13 protein-coding genes are annotated in these 24983 nt (G+C 65.6%); 7 read left to right on the forward strand and 6 right to left on the reverse strand.

Annotated elements, in window-relative coordinates:
• Positions 1 to 83: 83 nt before the first annotated feature.
• Positions 84 to 521, reverse strand: a complete 438-nt coding sequence (locus tag AVL48_RS38460) for a type VII secretion protein EccB (RefSeq protein WP_244162673.1) — start codon at positions 519 to 521, stop codon at positions 84 to 86.
• A complete protein-coding gene (locus AVL48_RS22640) occupies positions 476 to 928 on the reverse strand; it encodes an SsgA family sporulation/cell division regulator (protein WP_061988598.1) in 453 nt (150 codons plus the stop codon). The genes AVL48_RS38460 and AVL48_RS22640 overlap by 46 nt, the downstream gene beginning before the upstream one ends.
• Positions 929 to 2128: 1200 nt before the next feature.
• Here AVL48_RS22640 and AVL48_RS22645 point away from each other — a divergent pair.
• Positions 2129 to 3427: a wax ester/triacylglycerol synthase domain-containing protein gene (locus tag AVL48_RS22645; protein ID WP_143178243.1), complete on the forward strand. Its 1299-nt coding sequence runs from the start codon at positions 2129 to 2131 to the stop codon at positions 3425 to 3427.
• A 255-nt stretch (positions 3428 to 3682) separates the two neighbouring features.
• On the opposite strand, the gene AVL48_RS22650 is transcribed toward AVL48_RS22645, so the two are convergent.
• Positions 3683 to 5305 (reverse strand): alpha/beta hydrolase, encoded by a 1623-nt coding sequence (locus AVL48_RS22650; protein ID WP_061988593.1) that lies wholly within the window; start codon positions 5303 to 5305, stop codon positions 3683 to 3685.
• Positions 5306 to 6010: 705 nt separating this feature from the next.
• Here AVL48_RS22650 and AVL48_RS22655 point away from each other — a divergent pair.
• Complete coding sequence (locus AVL48_RS22655) at positions 6011 to 7417, forward strand: helix-turn-helix transcriptional regulator (RefSeq protein WP_061988591.1); 1407 nt, start codon at positions 6011 to 6013, stop codon at positions 7415 to 7417.
• Between the two features lie 141 nt (positions 7418 to 7558).
• Here the strand turns inward: AVL48_RS22655 and AVL48_RS22660 are convergent, their stop codons facing one another.
• The 3 genes from AVL48_RS22660 to AVL48_RS22670 form a co-directional block, all read right to left on the reverse strand.
• Positions 7559 to 8782 carry an MFS transporter gene (locus AVL48_RS22660; RefSeq protein ID WP_244162672.1) on the reverse strand — a complete coding sequence of 408 codons (1224 nt, stop codon included), beginning with the start codon at positions 8780 to 8782 and terminating at the stop codon, positions 7559 to 7561.
• Positions 8783 to 9282: 500 nt separating this feature from the next.
• Entirely contained in the window at positions 9283 to 10581 is a 1299-nt protein-coding gene (locus AVL48_RS22665; RefSeq protein WP_244162671.1) for a helix-turn-helix transcriptional regulator, read from the reverse strand.
• A 613-nt stretch (positions 10582 to 11194) separates the two neighbouring features.
• On the reverse strand, positions 11195 to 11953 hold the full coding sequence (locus AVL48_RS22670; protein ID WP_244162670.1) for a helix-turn-helix domain-containing protein: 759 nt from the start codon (positions 11951 to 11953) through the stop codon (positions 11195 to 11197).
• Positions 11954 to 13268: 1315 nt separating this feature from the next.
• Between AVL48_RS22670 and AVL48_RS22675 the strand changes: the two genes are divergently transcribed.
• The 5 genes from AVL48_RS22675 (at position 13269) to AVL48_RS22695 (ending at position 24898) form a co-directional block, all read left to right on the forward strand.
• Complete coding sequence (locus AVL48_RS22675; protein ID WP_279626674.1) at positions 13269 to 14759, forward strand: acyl-CoA synthetase; 1491 nt, start codon at positions 13269 to 13271, stop codon at positions 14757 to 14759.
• Positions 14760 to 14783: 24 nt separating this feature from the next.
• On the forward strand, positions 14784 to 22499 hold the full coding sequence (locus AVL48_RS22680; RefSeq protein ID WP_074038326.1) for a type I polyketide synthase: 7716 nt from the start codon (positions 14784 to 14786) through the stop codon (positions 22497 to 22499).
• Between the two features lie 70 nt (positions 22500 to 22569).
• Positions 22570 to 23100 (forward strand): hypothetical protein, encoded by a 531-nt coding sequence (locus tag AVL48_RS22685; protein WP_061988586.1) that lies wholly within the window; start codon positions 22570 to 22572, stop codon positions 23098 to 23100.
• A gap of 288 nt (positions 23101 to 23388) precedes the next feature.
• Positions 23389 to 24588 carry a salicylate synthase gene (locus AVL48_RS22690; protein WP_244162668.1) on the forward strand — a complete coding sequence of 400 codons (1200 nt, stop codon included), beginning with the start codon at positions 23389 to 23391 and terminating at the stop codon, positions 24586 to 24588.
• Positions 24589 to 24637: 49 nt separating this feature from the next.
• Positions 24638 to 24898: a hypothetical protein gene (locus tag AVL48_RS22695; RefSeq protein WP_143105031.1), complete on the forward strand. Its 261-nt coding sequence runs from the start codon at positions 24638 to 24640 to the stop codon at positions 24896 to 24898.
• Positions 24899 to 24983: the final 85 nt, after the last annotated feature.

Here is a 24983-nt window from a genome sequence, read left to right on the forward strand (position 1 = left end):
AATCCCGAACCAGCCCCGAATCCGCTTTCCGCGGCCCTCCAGGCCTCCGGTAGGGATTCCCCTTACGAGCAGAACAGCCGCGATCAAGGCCGCACGGCCTGAGCCTGACGGGCAGCACCCACACTCAGCACCGGCCCGGTCGGCAGCAAATCGAGCAATCGCATCGACACCGCAACCGCCGCCGATTCCGTATAACCCAGCGCGGCAACGGTCTCCGCATCAGCCAAAGGATATTTCTCCCCCACTTCGGTCACCAGATACATCACACCCAAGGACGCATTCGGTGCGGGCACATCCCGGGCGAGAACACCCCTGCCTGCCGATATCGAGACCCGGTCGGAGAAGCCGGAAAGTTCTGTGCACACCGTCCATGGGCCGTCGCGGTGCGACTGAACGTGGACTTCATGAAGTCGACCCTCAAGATGGACGGAGCGCGTCAGCTGGGACCGAGGGGCGACCTCAGCCGACGCGACACTCAGCCGGAAACAATACGGTGAAGCTCGAATTCGAAGTCGATCCAAAGAAACTCTTCGCCACGCGGCACCATGGCATGGCTGCAGTCCAGAAAGTCCTTCAGGTCTTCGGCTCCGATAGTGAAGCTGGCGGCGCCGTCAGGTGTCTTCAGATCGATCCGCACCCCTTCGGGGTTCGTGGTCGACGGGCTGATCCGGACGTCGCCCTCTCCCGAGGGCGCGAGCAGGCCGGCAACCAGGAGTTCACGCGAAAACAACCAGTCGATCTCGTTCGGGGTCTCACGCAGGAAACGCGCCCTGATCGCGAAAGGATCCGTGGTGTCGTAGCGCAGTTCGACATCGACGAGCACATCATCCACGTTCGGAATCGCCCTTACGAAGACGACGTCGTGACTGTGAGCCACGTGCTTGATCGAGACGTTCGCGGACGTTGATGGGGTTACCTCGTTGTTCATGGTCCCCAGTGTTGCCATCGAGACTTCATTTCCCCTAAACACGCCGTTCCTGGCCACGGAACCGCCAGTCGGGTACCGACCCGCTACGCTGAGTAGGTGGCTGCCCCGCTTCGGCGGCCGCGGCGATTCGGACAGGTTGCCGAGGCCCAGGGCGGTCCGACCGCGCCGGACGCAGACACTGAGGCAAAGTAACCGAACGGACAGCCGACGCTGCGGATCATTTGCCTTGCCGAGAGCCATGGTGAACGGTCTGTGCAGTCGAACCGGCGCCGGATTCGGCCAGGTCGGAATGACGAGAGGTGTGCCGACACCGTCCTCGGTGACGGCCTGCGGCCCGGGAAGCGGACGCCGGCCGGATCATCCTCGTGGGGAGGCACGTGTGTCAGGCTGGCGGCAGCGTGAAGGACCCCTCCACTACCTTCAGGGTAGGCAAGTAGGCCTTCACAGACCCGGCGAGCGCGATGTCCAGCACCCCACATGCGCCTTACCCTTCGAGAACTGAGGTTGGGTAAGTATCCGGGTGGCTGTAGCCTGCCACTGCGCCCAAGTCCACGAACGGCCGCCATCGGTCACGGCGACCGAAGACGGGTTCGGGGTGGACGCCGCGGCGAACAATGCCGGGAAGGTGAGCCCCAAAGGCTTTCCGGTGGAAGGCATCGATGCTCGGGCAACTGCGGTGGTGTTCATCGTCCACTCCGTTCGAGCTGTGCGCTCGTGAGCGCCAGGAGTTCGCCCAGGCAGGGTTCGCAGAGCGGTCACCACACGTGTGCGTCGTGGTTCTCGCCCAGTGACGCCAAGTGAAGGTTTGCTGTTCGTGTAGCCGCGCGCTACTTCGTGCGCGTCGGTGTGCCCGAAGGACTCCACGAGTGTGTACTTTTACGCAGCAGCAACCACAGGCCAGTCGCAGGCAGCCTCGGTGCGGATCGCGGTGACCAGCGCGGCGTCGATCGGGTCGGCCGGATGACCTGAGCCCCTGTTCCGTAATCAGGTGGATCACGCTACGACTGTCAGGCAGCTTCCGTGCCCGAAAGTCCCCAGTGTCGAAGTCACCTAGGCGGCCGGATGCTCTACTTGACTTTCTTTGACACTTACCCGGGCGAAGCGTCGATGACTATTCGGCAATACCCGAAGATTGTGCTTTCAAGTGAGCGGGAGGCTGCGGCCCAGTCCGGTTCAGGCCCCTGAAACAGAAAGGCGACTGTGGCGACTCCTGACACCGTTCCCGCGAAACCGGACATGACGTTACGCGTGGACCGGTTGACTCGTTCTTTCATGTACATGCAACATATCTGCGCGCCGACCGACCTTTACTTCGGCGCCCTGCTTCAACTGCGGGGCTTTGCACCCAGCGTGGACATGTTGCGGGCGCTGGTCAGCGAGCACCTCGACACCCCTCCTGTGCTGACTCACCGCCTTGCCTCCACACACGACGGTGATCTGCGCTGGGAGCGCGATCCCCACTTCGACCTGCGAGCGCATGTCGGCGAATTGGCTGATCTGGCGGTGCGGCCCGAGCCTGCGCATATGTGGCTGGAGTCGGATCCGGGCCGGCAACGGCCGCTGTGGCGAATGTGGCTGTTGCCCGGAGACGGCGACAACTGGGGACTCGGCTACGTCGTCCACCACGCCGCGCAGGACGGCACCTCGATGATTCGCACTCTTGAACAGCTCTTCGGGGACAGAAAAACCGCTACCGCGAACGCCGGGCAATCGGACAAGCGTCGATCCCGACCGTGGCGAGCGCTGCGCGCCGTTCCCATCCTGCTGGCGACCCGGAAACCCGCGGCCGGCATCGCCACCTTGCCTACCTTCCCGGGCGCCGGGCGCCACCTGACGTCGCGCACAGTTCCCCTTTCGGACCTGCGCACCATCAGCGCGGCGAGCGGGGCGACGGTCGGCCAGGCGCACTTGGCCGCATTGAGCGGAGCGATCCGGCGGTGGAGCCCGCTGGATTTCACCGGAAGGTCCGAGCGAGACCGCCGTCGTGTGCTGCCTGTGTGCGTCCCGGTGGACACCAGAGAACCAGCAGAGGGAGACGTGACGACCGGGAACCTGATCGGCTTGATGCCAGTCGGATTGCCCTGCGGCGAACCGGACCCTTGGCGTCGGCTGCGGCGGGTGATGTCACGCGCGTCGCGTAACAGGATCGTGACCGGAAAATCCGCGTTGAGGGCATTGACCGATGACGTGCCCGTGCGGATCGCATTCGCCTGCCTGGCTCGGCTCGGAGACCGCCGCACTGTCGCGTTGACCGCATCCAGCTTCCGCTCCATCGCACCGCTGACCGTGGCGGGCACCCCAGTGGACAACGTCATCGCCATCCCGTGGCTGCCACCCCAGCACGGTTGCTTCAGCATTCTGACCCGCTATAAAAACCGGGCGACGCTCTCGGTACTCACGGCTGGTGGTCCAGACACGTCGGCAGCTCTCGCCGACCACTGGGTAGAGGCCGTCAGCGAACTGCGAGAGGCGTGCCGACGGGTGAGCAATGGCACGTAAGCCGGAGAGGTTCGTGCGGTCGTTGGAGCCGGAGAAGGTACAGCGGCTGGTGAAGCCGGTGCCGCGAAGGACAGTGGACGGACCAAACGCGCGAGCGTGAAGGTCCTAATCGGACTCGGAAGAGCCCGGTCCTGGTTCGTGCGGCTTCGGGGCAGAAGCGTCCTCTGCCGAAGGCTCCTACAGGACAGTCTGAGGAGACCAGGCCTCCGCTGGTGGGGATCGGTCACCAGCAGAGGCCCGGCTCGCTTCACTTAATCATGCGCCGGGCGGTGCCAGCAGCGGGACCCCGGGGATTGTCTGATCCTGGGGAAGGACGCCGTCGGCGAGATAGCTGTCGACGATGTCGTCCAGTCGCTTGTTGGGGACAGGGGTGGCCGCGTAGAGGCCGTGGTCACCTTCGTCGGAGACGGTGATCATCCGGGAGCCCTCGAACCCCGCGTGCGCGAGGCGGGCGCCTTCGATCGGCGTCGCCGGGTCCTTCTCCGACTGGATCATCAGGACCGGCGGAACGCCCCGGCCGTTCACGACCTGCGTCGGCGTTCCCTGCTTGTTCCAGAAAATGCACGCCTGGTAGTGCCGCGACGGGCCGAGCAGCATCCACCCCTTGTCGATGTAGCGCTGCGACTCCGCGACGACGCTTTCGCGGTCACCGGGCCAGGGGCCGTCGTTGCACTGGATCGTCCAGAAACTCGCCTGGTACGAGTCGTCGACGACCGCGGCGGGCCGCGGCCCGAGCTGGTCGGCAGCCAAGTTCTGCTCGGCCTGCTTGAGCTGCCGGACAGCCGCGTCCTTCTGCTCGGCCGTGGCCTCCTGACGGGTCAGCTCGCGGATGTTGACCAGCGAGGTGGCCGCCCAGTGGAACCGGTTCTTGTTGTACACCCCGGTTACGGCGAAGGAGCCGAAGTCGTCCGGCGTGATCGTTGTTCCGCCGTACTCGACCGGGCGGGCAGCCACGGCCGCGCGGATGTCTTCGAAGGTCTGCAGAGCCTCTTTGGCGGTGGCGCCCAAGTGGTAGACGTTGTCGTACTTGGCCAACCAAGGCAGGAAGTCCTGCTGCCAGCGCCGTTCGAAGCCGAGCGCCTGCTGGCGGAACATCGCCTCACGCCAGCTGACGGCGGTGAAGTTCACGGCGGAGTCCAGCACGAACCGCCCGACGTGCTGCGGGAACCGCTGCGCGTAGTGGGCGCCCAGCCACGTGCCCGCCGAGTAGCCGACCCAGTTGATCTTCGATCGCTTCAGCAGCAGCCGCAACAGATCGATGTCCCGAGTGGTCTGGTCGGTGTTGATCAGTGGGCCGAGGTCACCGGAGTACTGCTGGCAGGCCTCCGCCGCGCGTTGCTGGTTGTCGAGGGCGCGTCGCAGGTTCGCGGGGGACCGATCCCGTGAATCGACATTCGGGATCGAGGCGGGTACGCCGCCGCAGGAGATCTTCGTGCTCATACCGGTTCCGCGCGGGTCGAAACCGATGATCTCCTGGTTGACCCGCACCCGCTTCTGGTTGCGCAGCCGGGAGATGAAAGACCGGCCGTCCGCGCCGGGTCCGCCGGGGTTGACGAACACCGACTCCGTCGCCGGGCCGGACGACGGAAGCCTGTTGACCGCGATGGTGAGGTCCCGCCCCTCTTCGGGCCGGTACCAGTCCCGCGGAGTCACATAGGTCGCGCACTCCATGTTCTCGGCTCCAGGCGGCGGTGCCGACGGCAGTTCGTCGGCGGCGCATGGATGCCAGTTCAGCTGCTGACTCGCGTATCGCGATGGAACAGGGGTGGAGTTGAGCGCCCCGGCTCCTTCGGCGGGATCCGCGAAGGCGGGCGTCAGCCCGGCCAGCATGGTGCCTGCGATGGCCGGAATGGCCACCGCATAACGGATTCTCTTCATTTTTCGTAGCCCCAGTTTTGGTTGTCGACCCCAGTGAGGACCGCGCTGTCACACGGCCGTACGTAGTGATATCAACATTTTCCTTCGCTGGCAAGCGATTCCGGACGCCCGCCGGACGCTGGGCTTGATCGCGGGCGGGGGGATCGAATCCAACCAGACGCGCGGCGAACACTGCTTGGGATCAAAGGTCTTTGGCGCGTCCCACGATTTTGGCAGCGCGATGGCAGATTCGCCGAACACGTTATCGAGAGCATCGTCGTCCGCGCTGATTGACACGTCGATATCTGAACCGGCAAGGGTGCTGTGTGAGCCGAAAAGGAGGTGTACTGGCTTCCAGAGTCGGAACGTGAATCGTTTGTCCGCCCGCCGGCTCTTCCGACAGTCACGTAGACAGCCATCATGCTGAACCGCAGCCAGAAGTCACGGCCGTCCCGCGGGAGCCAACGTCCACTCTCGCGAACCCCAGGGGCTCCTTGAGTCGGACCCGTCGTCACCACTCACGACCCATCCCGGCCACCGCCGCAGAGGCAAGAATCGCGCCCTGACGGTCCGGCCAGGATGGCCGGCTGCGCCCGTCGAAGTACGATAAATAAGGATGTCCGCCGCCCAGGTGGTGGAAAACGGCCCGCGAATGCGTTTTCGCGACCCGATCCGCTGTGGCCAGGCCGGTTGGCGACAGAGCAGGTAGGCGGGACGAGGGAGAGCATGACCGAACTGGGCAAGCCGGATGATGCGGCGGCCGCGCTTGAAGCAATCGAGGCCGCGCGTAAGGAACGGGCACGGTTGAGCAAGCTGGGCCGATGGTGTGAAGCCAACGAGGCCGCTTTGAGCACCTTGCACCAGGTCCTCTCGATGGGCTCCCCCGACATCGTCGGACCGGACCTGGGTGGGCTGGTCTACGTCGCGGGCAGTCCCCGACCTGGGCCGCAGACCTCCGGCCGGCACGGCTATCCCGTTCCGCCGGAGCGCCTGAGCGCGACGCAAGCGATGTTGCTGGTGAACCAAGGAAACCAACCTCTGGAAGCGGCCGAACTGGCCCACCGGGCCCTGAAGTCGTTCAACTGGCGAGATGTCGGCAGTTTCTGGTATTCTGTTCTGTCGTTTGCATACCTCGACGACGGTGATACGGCTCAGCGCTATTGCGAGCGTGCCACGACACGTTTGGGATGGTCGACTTCGTCGACGCTCACAGTGCTCCGAGCTCGTGTCACGGCTCTCAACGGAGACTCTGTCACCGCCGTGCGACTGCTGCTTCCTGCTATCGCCGACGGTGTCGGGGAGCAATTCACCGAGGTCGCGGTGGCCTGGGCCATCGAGGCCTTGGTCGATCTCGGTGATCTCGATCGTGCGGACGATCTGATGCGCACGCATGGTCTCAGCGGCACCTTGGACGGCGTCATCGATCGCGCTGAAGTCCTCGCGGCGCGCGGTCGCCTGAAGCGGGCGATCGGGCAACCGGAGTCGGCCTTCGAGGACTTCATCGCCTGCGGCCGAGAGCTCGCCGACTGGGGGGTCACCAATCCCGCCGTCATCCCGTGGCGGTCACGCGCGGCGCTCTGCGCCGCCGCGACAGGGCGCGGGACCCTCGCGCTCGCCCTTGCCGAGGAGGAACTCACCCAGGCGAGACGCTGGGGTACCGCGCGCGTCATCGGTACTGCCTTGCGTGCGGTCGGCCTGGTGTCCACCGCGGGCCGGGATATCGAGCTCTTGAAGAAGGCGGCCGGACTGCTGGCTCGCAGTGGTGCGCGGAACACCCTGATGGAAGCCCAGTACGAACTCGCGGTGAAGCTGAAGCTGGAAGGGCGCCACGATGCGGCCCGGACCGCCCTCCTGGACTCCCGGGAAACAGCGATCGCGATAGGCAACAGGGCATGGGAGGTCCGTGCTGACGACGCGATAAGACGGTGGACGGCAGCGGGCGTCACCTCGAAATTGTCTTCGAAAGAACGTGAAGTCGCAAACCTCGCCCAGACCGGGTTGAGCAACGAAGAGATCGCCAAGAGCTTGCGCTTGGCGATCTCGACTGTGGAGTTTCACCTCTCGAATACGTACCGCAAGCTCGCGATCTCCGGACGAAGCGAACTACGTTGCCTCATGGTGCCCATTTTGTAGGCCTCCAGACGTCGGCGGCCGGGCCCTGGTAGTGACCCTTTCAGTGAGGTCGCAGCCCTGGTGGCCGGCGGGACGGCCTGCTGGCTGCGGTGCGACCGGGAGGATCGTGGTCCACGCGGAGTCGGCGTTCTTCACGGCAGTTCAGGACAGATCCGAGTCCCGCACTGAGGCCGACGACCGATCACAAGGTTCAGCGCGTCCCCGGATGTGGAGGGCGAGCATGAGGTTCAGCAGAGCGGCGATGCTCATGATCACGCAGGTGGCCAGAACTATGTCCTGAGCCGGAATTCGCGTCGCGGCGAGCGCGCCTCCGTAGGCCGGGCCGATAATGCCGCCGATGCGGCCGAGCGCGATGACCCATCCGACTCCAGTGGTCCGAAGCGGACCAGGGTACCTCGACATGGCCACGGCCATGAGGCCGTTGATCGAGGCGATCAAGCACATCCCGATACCGGCCAGGGCGATCAGCAGACCGACGTGACTCAGGGGCACCCGCGCCGCGACGAGGAGGAGGCCCGCGCCCAGCCCCGCGGTCGCGACGATCACGGTGGCCGCCGGAAAACGGGTCGTCAGCAGGACCAAGACCGAGCCACCGAGCATACCGCCGAGACCGAATGCGGCGATCGCGAGCGGAGCTTCGGTAGGCCGCAGCCCATAGTCGGTCGCGAGCACCGGCGCCCAGGTGGTGATGACACTGATCGTGGTAACGACCAGCAGGGAGATCGCCCAAAGCCGCAGTGTCACCGGACGAAGGCTTACGACGAAAAGGTTCCGAACCGCCGCTTGGCCTCTCTCGGGTCGCCCTCGCGCACTCTCGGCAGGTTCGCGCATACCCCACCACAGGAATGGCATCAGCAACGCCGGAAGCGCCGCTCCGACCCACAGGACCGACTCCCAGCCATAAGCGCTCATCAGGCTGCCCGCCGTGACCCCCGCGATGGTCGGCCCGACGGCAAGGCCGAGGCTGACCAGCACCGTGATCGTCTCCCGCCGATGGGAGGGACCGTTGTCGGCCGCCAACGAGGTCACCGGTGGCACGATGATCCCGAGTCCCACCCCCGTCAACAGCCGCGCCATCGACAGTGGCGGCAACGTTGTGATGACGGCTGTCCACGCCGATCCGACGGCGAAAAGCGCCGTGCCGGAGAGAATCACGCGACGTCGTCCGACTCGAGCACTGGCCCAGCCTGAACTCGAATACCCGATGACCAGCCCGATGTTCGCGATGACCAGCGGGAGGGTGAAGGCGGCCGCGTCGATCCTCCACTCGCTCACGAGGGTGGGAATCACCAGGCCGAGCGTGACGCCGTCGAAGCCGTCGAGGACGACGACCAAGAAGCCGAGTATCACCACACGCCATTGCACGGCTCCATCGCTCCGGGCAGCCGTTACGCTGGAATCCCGCCTGCGCCAGTCCCCGCTCATTGCACCGAACTGTCCGAGGACGTGAATACTGTCGTCACCCGGGACGGCCGCGACGGCACCGGCCGGGCCAGCCCCGTCCACATCGAACTCCGCTGCATCCCAACCTCTCGAAACCCATGACAAATAACCAGAGAGCCCCTTGACTCACTGCCCGACGATCCCGTGGCCGCAGCACACTACCTTGCCGTGCCTCGACATGCCGCTCGAAGTTCCCGGCGAGACTCGCGAAAGGGCGGCCTGCCGGTTTCCATCGACGCGGCTAGCGGGATGTCTTTATGCGTCTCCCACCGTGAAGTATTCTCTGAGCGCGACGAAATAAGAGGACACAAAGCGGTCGGAGTCCTTTGCCCGAGCTCAATCGTGAAGCGCGCAGGATCATGATTCCCAATCCCACCTTTCTTGGAGCGGTACATCAGGGCCGGACGGCGGCGGCCGGGCACCTACTTCTCCTGCAAGCGGTGACCTTCGGGGCGGGTCTCCAGCGTCTTGTGCATCAACGCGCGTCGACCGGAGATCCGGAGCTTGCGGTATACGTTGGAAAGGTGGAATTCGATCGTGCGCACGGTGAGCACCAACCGTTCCGCGATCTGCTTGTTGCTGTAGCCTGCTTGCGCCATTTCCGCGATCTTCAGCTCCTGCGCGGTCAATGACGTCTGCTGCAGATACTGTGTAAGCTCGCTGAGCATCTTGTCGGCCATTTCCGCGACCTTCGTATTGCCCAGCCGCCGGGCCAACTGTCCGACTCGCTTGAATTGCTCTCTCGCTGCGGTGTCGTCGCCGGATTCCATCAGCCGGACGCCCTGCTCGTAAAGGGTCGCGGCGAGTCCGGCAGGTGACAGGGTGGCGTCCAGCAGGTCGATGGCGTCATTGAGTAGCCTGGACGGTCTATGGGGTTCTTCGACCATGGCGCGCACATACTGCGCCCAGCCGACGTAAGCCAGCCCGCCCCAGCCCCGAGCGGCCTCTTCCTCTTCTTTCGCCAACGCGGAGGCCAACTCGAACCGCCCATCAGCAGCGGCGGCCAGTGCCGCCACTCCCCGGCGACGCACGAGCGAGGAATGGGCGGCCACATCGGAGACGGGGCCCCGCAAGCATGCCAGCATGTCCGTCAAGGCCGCGGCGGGACGACCCGCCACCAGATGGAGCTCTCCCCGGATGGCCAGCAGCAGAGGACGGACGGCGGGCCGTCCTGCGAGCAGCTCATCGAAATCGTACTCATCGAGAACGGCCTCAGCGGCTGCGACTTCTCCGGCTGTAGCAAGCGCTTCGACGAGAAAAGGCATCGCAAGATCATGGGCAAAGCGGTGGGGCGACGAGGAGATGAGCCGATCCAGCAGTTTCCTCATGCCCAGCACGTCCCCGACGTGCTTCGCGTGCTGAGCCCGTAAAAGGGTAACGACATCGTCCAGCGGGTCGTCAGAGAGGTTCTCGAGCTTCCTGAGGTGCGTGTCCGCCCTCATAAGCTCGCCGGCACAGATCAGCACCGACACCCCGTACCAAACGCAGCGTGCGTACTTCGTACAGGAATCGTCGGCGAGCGCGATTTCCGCCTCCCGGACGGCTCCGGGCCGGTCGGTGCACTGAAGCAGTTTCGCGAGGGCGGCCGTAGCCGGGCATCCTTCATGAAGCTTCGGCAGGGGATCCCAGATGGACTCGACTTCGACACGAACCATGGAGTCCCGTACCGCGCGCGGCCCCGTTACCTGCCGGGCCTCCCCGCTCTTCCAGGAGTTCTCCATGGCCAGGACGATAACCGCCCGCGGTCGCTGTTCCCTGACCCAAATGGGACACAACCAGAGCATCACACGATCGTGGTATGGATTTGCGCCAAATGGGTCAACCCGCGGCTCGACCAGTTTACTGTAGGCATAGCCAAGATCGGCATACTCTGAGGACTTGCCCATGCGAGGCGTCGTCTCCTCATCACCGCCCCACGATCCGCATTAAGAACGTCTGGAGACGGGCCGGGCGACCTTTTGCGTATCCTCGTCCGATCGCCAGACCTAGAGGGAAGGTGTGCCGATCATGCCGAGCCCCACACTCTGGCAGGAACCGACCGGGCCGTACCCGAAGTCGTGCTTCTCTCCAGTGGTCTGCTCGCGGTGGCCATGCCGCCGGGCGCGGCGAGCCGCAGGGCACTTCTCGACGGCGACCGACTACTGGACGTAACACCCATGCGGACACCCAGGCACCCGGGAGCCGCACTTTCGCAGGTCGACCGCTGTTACGGGGAGACTGCCACCCGCCACCGTTGACGGATACGAAGGCTTCGCGGATTCGCTCGCCGACCTAGGGTTCGACCACAGTATCCGGCCCTGGTGTTACACCTACCAGACGTAGTCAACAGATCGTTCAACAACACCGGTCCGTGACCATCCGATACGCCATCAACCGCCTGCCGAACTCGAAGGCCGCCCGCCTGAGCGCCCTGGCCGCAATAAGGGGGTTGACCTGTTGGAAATGGCCTGTAACCGCAAGAGCGGCTGGGCGCTGCAGCCCAGTGAGCGGCACCGCGATGTTCGTGACTTTCTGGACGACGTCGTCTACCTGCGCGAGCCCGATACGGCGGATCTCCCACAATTGGTCGGCCGTCGGCGCAGAGGGGTGTCCGATGTCCTGCCCCACCTGATATGCGCGAAGCACCTGGCCTATCGCGGTTTGCGGAAAGCGCGAAGTGGCTGAGACCATATTCGGCAACCTTGGCGTCCGGTGCCCGAAGATCTGATTCACGACTTGAGCCGACTCATCGGCCAGTACGCTGATACTCGCGGTATGACCGGTCATCTGATGGAGATCGACAAGATAAGGTGTGGCGTGCTGGCGGAGCGAAGCGACGAATCCATCGTCGCCACTGCGATCGGGCTGCACCATCCCACCTGGATAGTATTTGTCACCTGTTCTGACGATCATGCCGTGGGCCAGGAGCGCAGCAAGTACCCTGTGCACTGTCGCTTTCGCGAGGCGGTTATGCTGGCTGAGTTGGGTAAGGCTAAGTGGAACTTCGCTTGTGATCAACGACGCTAGGACGACCATCGCCTTGTCCACGGCCGAATGACCTATGCCGCCGGCGAAAGTGTCCTCTTCCGACTTGCTTGCCAAAGACGCGTTCATGGGAAATCCAAGGGATCGGCGATCGACATCTTGTTGCCTACTGGCGACGATCCTAAGTCGATACCTGACCATCACGACCGCGGTCGACTTCGACCGAGTTTTTCGTCTAGTGAATCTGCCTCGACCGCCCAGGCACATCGAGCGATGTTGACATCTCATGGAAGTGCACGCCACCCGCCACGCCGGTCAAACCACGGCAGCGGTTGCTGCACGTGGCTCCGGGACAGACCCGGCCGGAACCCACCGACGTGTCCGACGCCGCCCGGATCGTTCTGGCACCACGGGCCGCTGCGCCGCACGGGACGTCCGCCCGGTGCAGGAGGGTGGCAATCTGGACAGATTCTCCGGTGATATCGGGCAGTCCGCGCATCTCGCGGTGTACACGACTGTCAGCGACGGACATTCTTGGCCATGCACACTGTCGACCAAGCCTCTATGTCCACATCATTCTGAGCCAAAGGGAAAGAAGATCGAATCCCCTGATATGGGCGCGATTTTTCTTCCCTAGGGTTTTGCCCGTGTCGACGACCGGAGCCTGGGTGCGACGGGAACATATTGAGACCTTCGGGGCAGGGACCCGGTCCGCCCCGACTGCTCACTTCCAGTGCACAGGGCAGACTCTGGCAGGCCAGATGTACGGCGAGGGTGCCTGACGAGGATGACGAGCAGCCACGACCGCAAGCTCGGCATGGTGTTCATGTCAGCCAGCAGATGAAAGCGGTCGCCGACCTGAAGGCCTGGCTCACTGATCCGGCATCAATCACCTGACCGCGACGCTCCACGCCGCCTGGGCCTATGGCCGCGTTGCGGCAACGTCCGGTATTGCCGATTTGACGGCGACGGCGTCCTCGCATCGTGACAGATGGCAGAGGTGTGCCGATGGTGATCGCCCCGAGGACGGTAGTAGTGCTGCCCTCGGGGCTCTATCGGGTCGCCAGCCGCGGCCGAGGATCGGCAGAAGCGAGAGGCCGTCGAACAAGACCAGGGAGTGGCGGCCCAGGTTGGGACGCCCTGAAAGATCGTCAGCTCGTACCACTTCTGGATTGAATAGTCAATACTGCGGGGGTGGATTGGCTGAAAGTGGAAAGACCTCAGGGTGAACTCGGGCAGCCCTTGATTGGAGCGCGGTTTGAAGCGGGTTCGTCTGATTGAATCGGCGTCGCGCAGCCAGTTTCTGATCGGCGCTTGGTGACGGGCGGCGAGACACATTCGTTGAGCTGACCGCAATGCGGGCTTCGCTGGTGGAACAACCATGCCTCAGGGAGGAACAGTGCGAAACCAAGGCATAGGTTCCTGGCCTGCCAGACGAGCCCGAATGAGTCCAGCGAACGTGGCGATCTGGTATGAGGATCAAGTCACCACGTTTGCCGAGCTCGATGTGCGAGTCACCACGTTGGCGGGCCGGCTGCGTGCCCTCGGTATCGGCCGGGGCGACCGGGTCGCCTATCTCGGTCCGAACCATCCGTCGTACCTCGAAGTACTTTTCGCGACCGGAATGCTCGGCGCGGTGTTCGTTCCGCTGAACTTCAGGCTCCCCGTCGGGGAACTCGACGAGATTCTTGTGGACTGTGCGGCCAAGATCGTGGTCTACGGCGAAGGCATGGCCGAGAAGATCGCCGGAATCGACCGGGAACGGTGTGGTGTTCGCCCCTTGGCGTGCACCGAACTCGACGGCATCGGCCACGCTGACCTTCCCCCCGACGAGCACGTAAGCCTGGAGGACGTGTGCCTGATCCTCTACACCTCGGGCACCACAGGAAAGCCAAAGGGCGTAATGCTTACGCACGGCAATCTCACGTGGAACTGCTTCAACGCCATCGTGGAAAGCGATGTGGCGAGCGATGAGCGGGCACTGATCGTCGCGCCGCTCTTCCACGCGGCCGCACTGGGCATGACATGCCTGCCGGTTCTGTTGAAAGGGGGCACAGCCTTCCTTGTCGCCTCTTTCGACCCGGACGCGGTGCTCGCATTGATAGAGCGCGAACGCATCACGATGATGTTCGGTGTGCCGACGATGTTCGAAATGATGGCGAGTCGGCCACGTTGGGCGGACGTCGATCTTTCCAGCGTCCGGAGACTGGTGTGCGGTGGCGCGCCCGTACGGTTGACGACGATCCGCCGATATCTCGACCTTGGACTGCACTTCGCCCAGGGATACGGCCTCACCGAGACAGCGGCCGGCGTGCTGATGCTCGACCGCGCGCATCTTCACGTCAAGGCCGGGTCTGTTGGTGTGCCTTCGTTCTTCACCGATGTGCGAGTAGTCGACGCTGATCGACTGGAGGCCCCCAGCGGAGTTCCAGGGGAGATTATGGTCAGTGGTCCGAATGTGATGCCGGGTTACTGGGGACAACCCGAAGCCACTGAGGAAGTCTTCGAGGACGGATGGTTTCGCACCGGAGATGTGGGTGTCGTCGACAAAGATGGCTATTTCTTCATCGTCGACCGAATCAAGAATGTGATCATCTCCGGCGGCGAGAACGTCTACCCCGCGGAGATCGAAGACGTGTTACACGACATGGACGGCATTGCGGCCTGTGTCGTAATCGGTGTGGCGGATGATAAATGGGGTGAAATCGGTAAGGCGCTGGTCGTCGCCGATCCCGATGCCCGCATCACCGAGGCGGCGGTGCTTGCTCATTTGCGACTCCGGCTGGCCAAGTACAAGGTGCCGAAGTACGTGCAGTTCGTCGATGCCTTGCCCACCACCGCGTCGGGCAAGATAGCCAGGTCCGAGGTCCGCCGACGCCACGGCGCCGGCGAGCAGACCAGTTATTCGGCACGCATGCGGAATCGACGTGGTTAGGACAAGACCCGTTTAGGAGTGAGCATGCGCTACACACTTCCCTCGTTGTTCGCCGAATCCGCGGATGCCGGGCGGGACGAGCCTGCTGTGTTCGCCGACGGACGCTACCGTTCCTGGGCACAATGGCATGCGGAGGCGAACGCGCTTGCTCGGGGGTTGCAGGAGTCGGGAGTCGAGCAGGGCGACGTGGTCGCCGTCCACCTGTCCAACTGTTGGGAATTCCTCACTCTTCACGTCGCTATCGCCACCGCCGGCGCGGTGATGCTTCCGCTGCACCTCGGCCTCGGGGTGGCCGAACTTCGCTCGCTGCTCGAACGCACGGGCGCCGGCACGATCGTGCTCCCTGCCGACAACCGAGGGCGATCCGGCATCGAGCTCGGCAGGCAGCTGCTCGCGAACTCGTCGGCGCTCAGGCAGGTGCTGATCTCAGGAGAGCCGGACGGCGTACTCGGCGACTTGCGCCGGCTCGACGACCTGAAACGACGATGGCAGGGTGCGGCACCGCTGCCGGTACGCATTTCGCCGGACGATACGTTCGTCTTGTTGCCCTCTTCGGGGACGACCTCGCTACGCCAGAAGATCTGCGTGCACACCCACGACAGCCTTCTGTCCAATGCCGCCACGACCGCCGCTGATGGCCAGGCACTGGGTACCGACGAAATCATCAGCGCCGGCCCGCTCACCCACCTGTTCGGTCTGCTCTCCGTCCACCTGAGTCTGGTCACCAGGGGCAGGCAAGCGCTGCTGCCCAGCTGGGACGTCGATGACTTTTTGCGATTGACGCGGCAGGTCGATCCGACGGTGCTCTTCGCGGTACCCACCCAGATCCGGGATGTCGTGTCGCGGCTGGACACTGTCGGACACGCGAACGAATGCGCGCTGCGAGAGGTGCGGATCAGTGGCGCGGCGGTGCCTGCCACCCTCGTCGAGCAGACGCGCCGCCTGATGAAGGCGCGGGTGATCGTTCACTGGGGCATGTCCGAACTGGGTGGGGGCCTGTACACCCGGCCTGCCGACCCGCCGGAGACCGCGAGCGAGAGCGTCGGCCGTCCCGTATCCGACGGTGAAGTACGGATCGTCGGGGACAACGGCGGCCGTTGTGGCATCGGACAGACCGGTCAGTTGCAGTTTCGCGGTCGATCTCTGTTCAAGGAGTATTTGGCGGACCCCGAACTGACACGCGCCGCGTTCACCGCCGACGGCTGGCTGCGGACCGGCGACCGGGCCGGCCTGAACGAGGACGGCACGATCGCTTTCCGCGGTCGCGACGCGGATCTGATCAACGTCGGCGGCGTGAAGTTCAGTGCGACGGAAGTCGAGGCGCTGCTCGCGGATCTCCCGGGCTTGCGGCAGGTCGGGGTCGTCGGCCGCCAAGACGATCGGCTCGGCGAGTACCCCTGCTTGGTCGCGACGGTCCGCGACGACGCGTCGGTCACCCTCGGAGACGTCGTCGAGCATCTGGTTGCGAAGGGAACGGCGGAGTACAAGATTCCCGCCGAGCTGATCGTGGTCGAGGAGATGCCTTGCACACCGACCGGAAAGATCGCGAAGAGCCGCCTGGCCGCGATGCTCAGCAGCGGCGATTCAGCCGCGGCGTCGACGTGGTCCCAGCGACTCGTGGCGCTGAGCCCCGCAGAGCGGTTCGCCGCGGCGCTGGAGCTGGTGCGGACGCGGGTCGCCGCGGTGCTCGGAGGCGCCGATCAGATCGGGCCGGACCAGGTCTTCACCGACTATGGCTTACGGTCACTGACCGCGGTCAGGCTGCGTTCGGAACTGGTCGACGCGACCGGGCTCGACCTGCCGACGACCGTTGCCTTCGACCTGCCGACACCTCGCCGGCTGGCTGAGTGTCTGATTAGCCTGGTCGCCGCAGGCCGACCCGGTCCGGACCGGGTCATCGCGCCGCGATCAGCACGTCCGAGCGACGAGGACCCCATCGTCGTCGTGGGTATGGGTTGCAGGCTGCCAGGCGGTATCACGTCACCGGCCGGGCTGTGGGACCTGCTCACGACAGGCGGGGACGCTGTCGGCGACTTGCCCGCCGACCGTGGCTGGGACCTCGGCGCGGTCGCGGCGTACGCCCGCGGCGGTGGCTTCCTGACCGACGCGGCCTGGTTCGACGCCGAGTTCTTCGGTATATCGCCACGCGAGGCCGCCGCGATGGACCCGCAACAGCGGCTCTTGCTGGAAACATGCTGGGAAGCGCTCGAACATGCCCGGATCGATCCGCGTTCCCTGCGCGACGGTGACACCGGGGTCTTCGTCGGCATGATGGCCTCGGACTATCTGCCACGCCCGAACGAGACGACGCAGGGCTTCGACGGCGCCGCGATGACCGGCAACCAGAGCAGTGTCGCGTCCGGCAGGATCTCCTACGTGCTGGGGCTTCGGGGCCCGTCGCTCACCGTCGACACCGCATGTTCGTCTTCGCTGGTTGCCATCCAGCTCGCGGCGCACTCGCTGCGCGACGGTGAGTGTTCGCTGGCGCTGGTCGGTGGCGCCACGGTCATGTCGACTCCGGCCACCTTCGTGGAGTTCGCCGCGCAACAGGCCCTTTCCGCCGATGGACGGTGCAAATCCTTCGCCTCATCGGCGGACGGTACCGCGTGGTCGGAAGCCGTCGGCATGCTCGTCCTCGAACGTCTCTCGGACGCGCGCCGCGCCGGTCACCAAGTACTCGGTGTCATCAAGGCCTGCGCCGTCAATCAGGACGGCACCTCGAACGGGTTGACCGCACCCAACGGTCTGGCTCAGCAACAGGTGATCCGCAGGGCCCTGGCCGACGCCGCGCTCTCACCCTCCGATGTGGACATGGTGGAGGCGCACGGCACGGGCACGAAGCTCGGCGACCCGATCGAAGCAACGGCGGTGCTGGCGACCTACGGACAGGACCGGACTCGCCCACTGCTGCTGGGTTCGGTGAAGTCGAACCTTGGCCATACCCAAGCCGCCGCCGGTGTGGTCGGCGTTATCAAGACGATCCTGGCGATCCGCCATGGCGTGGTACCGATGACCCTGCATGTCGACCAACCGTCGCCCCACGTGGACTGGACCACAGGAGCCGTGCGCCTGGTCACCGAACCGGTGCCATGGCCGGCGACCGGACGGCCGCGGCGCGCCGGCGTCTCGGCGTTCGGGATCAGCGGCACCAACGCGCACGTCATCCTGGAGCAGGCACCAGTCGAGAGTGCTGCGTCCGTCGCGCGGACACCACTGCCGGCAGTGCCGTTGATCCTCTCGGCGGCGACGTCGGCGGCTCTGAAAGATCAGGCTGCGCGGCTGCTCGCCGGCCTGGACGCGGGTGCCGACCCCATGGACACGGGGTATTCATTGGCTACGACACGGGCGAGGCTGGAGCATCGTGCCGTGGTCGTCGGCGCCGATCGCGCCGAGTTGGCCGCACTGGCTCTCGGCGAGCCCGGCGCGGCGGTGACCGGCCGCTCGGACTTGCCTGGCCAGACTGTGTTCGTCTTTCCGGGCCAAGGTGCGCAATGGGTCGGTATGGGGGTCGAACTGCTCGGTTCCGCCCCAGTGTTCGCGGATGCCATGCGCGAGTGCGAGAAGACGCTGAACGAGTTCGTCGGATGGTCCTTGACCGAGGTCATCGCGGACGAGTCCGCGCTGGAGCGCGTCGAGGTCGTCCAGCCGGTCCTGTTCGCGATCATGGTCTCGCTGACCAGGCTGTGGCAGTCCCATGGTGTCCTGCCCGACGCTGTCGTGGGCCATTCCCAGGGTGAGATCGCCGCCGCGCACATCGCCGGTGTTCTTTCGTTGCGCGACGCTGTCCAGATAGTCGTGCGTCGTGCCGTGCTGTGTTCCTCGCTGATCGGTACCGGTCTGTTGCTGTCGGTCGAGTCGACCAGGGACCTCGAGCGACGAATCTCGGGACGGCCCGGTGTGAGCGTCGCCGCCTACAACGGGCCGTCTTCGGCGGTCCTTGTCGCGGATGCCGCCACCATCACCGAGCTGGCCGAGGAATACCGGGCCGAAGGTGTCCGGGCCCGCGTTGTCCCGGCCAGCTTTCCGTCGCACTCCGCACACGTCGAGTGCGTCCGAGACCGGCTACTGGAAGACCTGTCCGGTATCGACCCGCAGCCCGCGGACATTCCTTGGTACTCCACGGTTACCGGCAGGTCGATGCGCGGGCAGGAGGCCGGCGTCGACTACTGGTACGAGAATCTGCGCCAACCGGTGCGGTTCGCCTCGACCGTGGAAACCCTGGTGTCCGCGGGATTCGCTCACTTCATCGAGATAAGCCCGCATCCCGTGCTCCTACCGGCGATACAGGAGACGGTGGGCGAGGCCGGATCGGCAGTCGGAACGTTGCGACGCGACCAGGGCGGTATCCGCCGGTTTCTGACTTCGATGGCCCAAGGCCACGTGCGCGGCTTGGCCGTCGACTGGGCAAGTCTGTTCGACGGCAGCGGAGCACAGCACACAGACCTGCCCACCTACGCCTTCCAAAGTCGTCGTTTCTGGCGTGGCCGCACGACACGGGCGGGTGCGGCTGGGCTCGGTCAGCAGGGCATCACCCACCCGCTGGTCTCGGCCCTCGTCGAAGATCCCGAGCAGGACGGTTCGGTGTTCACCGGCCGGATCTGCCTGGCCGAGCTCGACTGGCTGGGCGATCACCGCGTGGACAACACGGTGGTGATCCCGGGAGCGGCCCTGCTGGAACTGGCGCTCCAAGTCGGTGACCAATTCGGCCACGGGCGAGTGAACGAGCTGACCGTGCTGACCCCACTGGCGGTGCCTGACCACAGTGGTGTCCAGCTTCAGGTTCGCGTTGGCGACGAACGAGACGGCTGCCTCGCGTTCACCATTCATTCCAGGGTCGAAGGTCACGAGTCGTGGACGAAGCACGCGACCGGAGAGCTCGGACCGGATACGGCCGCACCCGGATTCACCCTCGCCGCTTGGCCACCACCGGGAGCCCACGTGGTGGATCCGGACACCATCTATGACGCACTTGCCGGCGCCGGCGTGGTGCACGGGCCGATGTTCCGCGGCCTGCGCGCGGTCTGGCAGCGCGATTCCGAACTGTTCGCCCAGGTTGAGCTGCCGGACAGGCTGCTTGGCGAATCGTCCGCCTTCCGGCTGCACCCGGCGCTGCTGGACGGGGCCCTGCATCCGGCGGCGTTGCTCGGCGACCATTCCGGTGGCCCGCTGTTGCCGTTCTCATGGCGGGGAGTGAGCCTGTTCGCCACCGGGGCGACGGCACTGCGGGTCCGGCTACGACCCGGTGAAGACGCGGCCGGTGATTTCGCCATCGACATCGCCGATGACCGAGGTGTTCCGGTCGCGCGGGTCGAATCTCTGGTCCTTCGCCGGCTGGCGGATGGTCTTTCCCGGGCGGACGCGGCGCGGGAGTCGCTGTTCCGGATCGACTGGACCGCCTTGCGGCAGGATCAGTGTTCGCCGCCCGACCATGCCGTGCTGGATGTGCGGGCGGAACGGGATCTGCGGGCCATCCTCGCCGACGTGGTCACAGCCTTGCGGAACGGTGCGGCCACCGAGACCCGATCGGTGGTTCTGACCAGCCACGCGGTGACCACCGGTAAGGACGAGGACACCGATCCGGTCCAGGCCGCGGTATGGGGTCTGGTCCGTTCGGCCCAGCAGGAGAATCCGGGCTTGTTCGTCCTGGTCGACACAGCTGACCCGGTGACGTTCCCGCCGATCCTCCCCTCGGGGGAACCCGAAGTCGCCCTCCGGTCCGGCTCGATCATGGTGCCCAGGCTCGCCAGGCAACCGGCGCACAGCGGGCCGGTGACGCTGGACCCCGACGGCACCGTAGTGATCACCGGTGGGACCGGCACGCTGGGCCGGCTACTGGCCACGCATCTGGTCGAGCGGTACGACGTGCGTCGTCTCCTGCTGCTTTCCCGCCGGGGGCCGGACTCCCCCGGTGCGGACGTACTTCGCGACGAGCTGAGCCGTCGCGGTGCGACAGTGGAGATCGTCGCCTGTGATGTGGGCGACCGCGCTTCCCTCGCCGAGGTACTGGCCGCGATCTCCCCCGAGCACCCACTGACCGGAGTGGTGCACGCGGCGGGGGTGCTCGACGACGGCGTGATCGGCTCGATGACCGTCGACCGTCTCGACCCCGTGCTTCGAGCCAAGGCCGACGCGGCGTGGCATCTGCACGAACTCACCCTCGACCGCCCACCCGGGCTGTTCGTGTTCTTCTCCTCGATCGCCGGTCTGCTCGGCGGTCCCGGCCAAGGCAACTACGCGGCGGCCAACGCCTACCTGGACGGGCTGGCCGCTCACCGCAGGGCTCGTGGCCTGCCGGCGGTGTCGGTGGCATGGGGCCTGTGGGAATCCGATACCGGCATGACCGGCACGATGACCGCGACGGACCGCGCTCGGATTTCGCGTGCCGGCATCAACGCATTGTCCGATGAGGACGGACTCCGCCTCTTCGACGCCGCGGTCACCGCTGGTCCCGCGCTGCTCGCGGCGATGCGCGTGGACCTGCCCGCGATCCGGCGCGGTTCGGCGCGACCGGTATGGCACGGTATCGTCCGGCCGCCCACCCGGCTGAGCGCCGCGACCAGAGCTGTCGCGGCCACTACGACCGCCTCGGGCTTGTTGAGCGGGGAGCTCGCGGGGTTGGACGAAGACGAGCGGACGCGGCTCGTCCAGAACCTGGTGCGATCCCATGCCGCCGCGGTTCTGGGCTACAGCGATCCGTCCCAGGTGGATCCGAACCGGGACTTCCTGCACAGCGGATTCGACTCGCTCACGGCGATGGAGCTACGAAACAAACTCAACCAGGTCACCGGTTTGAAGCTGCCCGCGATGGCCGTATTCGAGAGCAGGACCCCGAATGGGCTGGCCGCGACGGTGTGCCGTGCGATGGCCGAGCGGCCGGGCATGGGGAAAGCCGCACTGCCCGCACCGGAACCTCGCCACCCGGACTCGGTCTGTTCCTTGATCCGCGGTGCGGTGGATGCCGGAAAGGTCGGCGAAGCCTTCGGCCTCATGCGCGCGGTCGCGGATCTCCGCCCGTCCTTCGCCTCCGTCGACGAGCTGGGGTCGTTGCCTGAGCCGACCACTCTGGCCGATGGGCCGCCCGGCCTTCGGCTGATCACCCTGAGCTCACCGATGGCCGACGGAGGCGTCCACCAGCACGCGCGGCTCGCCGCGCACTTCCAGGGCGTCATGCCCGTATCGGCGATCTCCCTGCCCGGGTTCGGGCCGGCCGAGAAGTTGCCGGCCACTGGCGAGGCCGCGGTACGGGTGGTCGCCGAAAGCGTGCTGCGGGCCGGCGCGGGTGACCCGTTCGTACTGCTGGGGCATTCCTCCGGCGGAGCACTGGCCTACGCCACCGCCCACTACCTCCAGACCAGACGGCAGATCCACCCCTCCGCGGTGATTCTCATCGACACGTTCCGGCTCGACGATCCCTCGGTTCCCCTTGACCAGGTCCTGCGCCGGATGTTTTCGGCCGAGCCGACATTCGGTGCAATCACCGCTGAGCGGTTCTCCGCTATGGGTCGCTGGCTCGCGGTGATGTCTGACCTGCGGTTCGACCCGGTCGCCGCGCCGGTGCTGTTCGTCCAGGCCACCGAACCGTTCTCCGGCGACATGTGCGACGTGTCCCGCTCGCTGGCCGAGCCCGGTGAGCCGGCGCACGCGGTGCGGACCGTGCGATCCGACCATTTCAGCATAGTCGGGACCGAATCAGGTCGGACCAGCCAGGTGATCAGGGAATGGCTCGACGCGACATTGTGACCGGGTTCGTCATCGCCGGCCTGTGGAACGAAGCCGTGGTCCGCGGTCGAAGAATAGGGAGGTTCCGCTCGTGCAATACGAAAACGATGTCGAGAGCAAGGTGCGGACCCTCGCCGCCTTGCTTCGCGATACGGATACCTTCACCGGGACCATCGCCCGCTGGCTGCAGGCCCCGGTCGAATACTCGTCACTGCGCCACGAGTATCGTCCCGTGACAGCGGAGTATGCCTCGCAGCTGGATATTCCCTTGGGTAGCAACGTGGTGTTTCGGCGCGGATACCTCGAAGTCCGATCGCTGGGTACGCGACAGCCGGTGGCCGAGGTAAGTGCCGTCGTGGTCGATCACCGCCTGAGTCGGGACGCCCGACAGGCCCTCGATTCGAAAAAGGTGCCGCTCGGGTTGATACTCAGCCGTCAGGGAGTGCGGCGGCACACCCAGTCTGTCACCCCGTCTTCGGCGATCGACGCCAACGGCCCGCAGGTACTGCGGGTGGCTGCGACGCTCACGGTCGCAGGCGAACCGGTCGCGGCGGTGAACGAAATCGTTTACCGGCAGTTGTTCGACCTTGGGCATCATTCACTCATTTCTCCAACCATCTGATCGCGTTACGCGACGTGATGCGTCAGCTGTCCGGGGCCGGGCCTAGTGCCGCCCTCGCGACGAGATCGACCGCCAGATGGGGATCCGTGTCGTCGTGCCGGGCGACTCGACCTCGAGGCCGCGCTGATCGGTGAACGGCGAGCCACTGTCCGACTCGAACACATCCCGGCACATCCGCAAGCCACACCGCCCCGCGGTGGTGTGACCGTTTCTCAGGGGAGCCCCTAGACGCAGTATCTCGAACGTCTGATCCCGCTCCGGCACTCACCGGTGGCCATGGCCGCGGCCTTGAGCGCGACTTCGGAATGTGACCACGTCGCTTACGAAGAACCGGATCAGCCGAGCTTCGCCGAAGACCCCCTGCGGGAATTCACCTTCTCGAACGCCGACGAGGTGGCTCGCGTCTCGGAGGAACTGTCCGAAGTGGACATCGAGCGATGGCGCGCCTACGGCTGGGCGAAATTCGAGCTGGCCATCACACCGCGAGACGGCACACCGGCCGACGATACGTTGCTGCGGCTCATGATCCCTCGTCGGGAGGTGCGGATCCGGGACGGGATCGCTCGACTGCGCGGTGTCACCGAGGACGACCTGGGCCGGCTGGAACAGCGGTTGATCCCACTGGCGCCCCAGGAGCCCGTGGGACAGGATCTGATGGAGCCGCTCCTGAACGGTGCTTCCGCCGAGGGGTACAAGGCCTTGGTGGCGGAGGGCGTCGGGGCGATCAGGGGCGGCGTCTTCGACAAGGTCATTCTCTCCCGCGTGGTCGAAGTACCCTTCGAGATCGATCTCGCCCGCACCTATTTGGCCGGACGTGAGGGCAACACACCGGCACGGTCCTACCTCCTCTCACTCGGCGGCTGGGAGGTGGCGGGATTCAGCCCCGAAATCGTGACGCGGGTGACCCCGTCGGGAGAGGTGACCGCACAACCTCTGGCCGGTACGCGGGCCTTCGGCGCGGACGAACAGCTGAACGAGCGGAATCGCGAAGAACTTTATCGTGATCCCAAGGAGGTCTTCGAGCACGCCATCTCGGTGCGGCTGGCAGCCGAGGAACTGACCACGGTGTGTACCCCGCCCTCGGTCGCGGTAAAGGAGTTCATGCAGGTGCGTGAGCGCGGCAGCGTCCAGCATCTCGCGTCCCGCCTCTCGGGCATGCTCGCGGCGGGTGAATCGGAATGGGGCGCGTTCGCCGCGCTGTTCCCCGCGATCACCGCGTCGGGCATCCCCAAACGCGCCGCCTGCGACTTCATCGGGCGCTCCGAACCGACGCGCGGGCTCTACAGCGGGGCCGTACTGACACTCGATTTCGACGGCGAACTCGATGCCGCACTCGTGCTGCGCAGTGTCTTCAGGCATGAGGGGCGGACCTGGTTGCGGGCGGGCGCCGGCGTCGTCGGCGAATCGACTCCGGAACGGGAACTGGAGGAAACCTGCGAAAAACTGCGAAGCGTGTCGCGCTATCTCGTCGAGCAACCGGTCGGATGACCGGGACACTGGACCTGCGGAGGAGATAGCGAACTGCTTGCAGTTGTCCTTGAGGGCCAGGTCTGACCGCCTCCGGGCCCAGGCGCTGGTCCGGCTCGGCGGCCATCGCGTGCTGATGAACGGCGGCGAGCAGATCTTGTCGCTCGCCCGCGTCGACACCCAGCGGACCGGCGCGGTCACCCTGCACTGCGCGGTCGGCTCCGTGCGCACGATGCACGCGATCCTGCGGTGCGAGTGGAGGGCGAACCTGGGTGACCGCAGCCTGTTCTCCGTGCCGATCCGCCTTCGACCCGATGAGCGGCCGGCATGAAAGTCGAGCGCGCCATCCGGATCGCGGCCGCGACGACGTGGTTGCCCGACGCGCGTTACCCGGCGGCGAGTGCCGTCGCGGCGGG

It is taken from the genome of Amycolatopsis regifaucium (assembly GCF_001613935.1).
GTDB lineage: Bacteria > Actinomycetota > Actinomycetes > Mycobacteriales > Pseudonocardiaceae > Amycolatopsis > Amycolatopsis regifaucium.